Annotated in this window: 1 protein-coding gene; it reads left to right on the top strand. The window is 41.0% G+C overall.

Going from position 1 to position 1,640, the window contains the following annotated elements:
- Positions 1-237 precede the first annotated feature (237 nt).
- Positions 238-1,640, top strand: a 1,403-nt coding sequence (locus Q0625_RS11735) for a YWFCY domain-containing protein (protein WP_298827509.1), incomplete at its 3' end; no start/stop codon positions are given.

Genomic DNA, 1,640 nt, shown 5'->3' on the forward strand with positions numbered 1-1,640 from the left:
TGACACTTCTTGGACACATTACCAAGAGGATTTTGGCAAGGACTCAGCCTTAAATGCTTTCTTTACTCTTTTCTCTTTGGATGATCAAGGGGTAGATTACGAAGAAGAGGATTTTACCAGAAGAATGAAACGTGCTACTGCCAAACGGCGAAAAATGAAAAACAAATCTTAGGTGTGGCCAGTGAGCTGACATAGCTAAGTATAAAATATTGACAAACACTAAAAACAGAAACAAATATGCAAAACGATGATGATTTAAGAGCATTAGCCAAGATTATGGCTTTTATGCGTGCAGTAAGTATTCTCATAGTACTAATGCACCTCTATTGGTATTGTTATGGCTTTTTCCAAGGCGAAAAGTGGATATTAGCCGTAGTAGATAGAATCCTGACCAACTTCCAACGAACAGCAGGACTGTTCTCTCACCCGCTATACACCAAATGCTTTGCCCTCCTGCTCTTAGCCCTGAGCTGTTTGGGAACAACAGGCGTAAAAAACGACAAAATTACTTGGCGAAAGATTTACATCGCTCTGGGGGTAGGAGCAGCTCTTTACTTTGGTAACTTTTGGATTTTGTACTTGCAACTTCCTGCTTCAGTGGTTGCCTTTTTCTATATCCTTACCCTATCTTTGGGCTACATAGCTCTTCTTATGGCAGGTTCTTGGATGAGTCGCTTGTTAAAAGACAATCTTTTAGATGATGTTTTCAACAATGAAAACGAGTCGTTTATGCAGGAAACTCGTCTGATGAAAAACGAGTATTCTGTGAATCTACCTACTTTGTTCTACTACCGCAAGAAGTGGAACAAAGGCTGGATCAATGTGGTAAATCCCTTTCGGGCGACCATAGTGCTGGGGACTCCTGGTTCTGGTAAATCTTATGCTATTGTGAACAACTACATCAAACAACAGATTGAAAAGGGGTTTGCGATGTACATCTACGACTTCAAGTTTGATGATCTCTCTACTATTGCCTATAATCACCTACTAAAAAACTTAGACAAGTACAAGGTAAAGCCTAAGTTCTATGTAATAAACTTTGACGATCCTCGCCGTAGTCATCGTTGCAATCCTATCAACCCCAACTTTATGAGCGATATTTCCGATGCTTATGAATCTGCTTATACCATTATGCTCAATCTCAACCGCTCGTGGATTCAAAAGCAAGGTGATTTCTTTGTGGAGTCGCCCATTATCCTACTCGCTGCGATTATCTGGTTTTTAAAGATTTACAAAGAGGGGAAGTACTGTACCTTCCCGCACGCCATTGAGCTATTGAACAAGCCTTATGCCGATGTTTTTACTATTCTCACCTCGTACCCCGAACTTGAGAATTACCTATCGCCTTTTATGGATGCTTGGCAAGGAGGCGCACAAGACCAGCTACAAGGACAGATAGCCAGTGCCAAAATACCGCTTTCCCGAATGATTTCGCCTCAACTCTATTGGGTAATGACAGGTGATGATTTTTCGTTGGATATCAATAACCCCAAAGAACCTAAAATCCTTTGTGTAGGCAACAATCCTGATAGGCAGAATATCTATTCAGCAGCTTTGGGTTTGTACAATTCACGTATTGTAAAGCTCATCAACAAGAAAGGACAGCTCAAATCCTCTGTGATTATTGACGAGTTGCCTAC

The sequence above is a fragment of the uncultured Capnocytophaga sp. genome, from assembly GCF_938029845.1.
Taxonomy (GTDB): Bacteria; Bacteroidota; Bacteroidia; order Flavobacteriales; family Flavobacteriaceae; genus Capnocytophaga.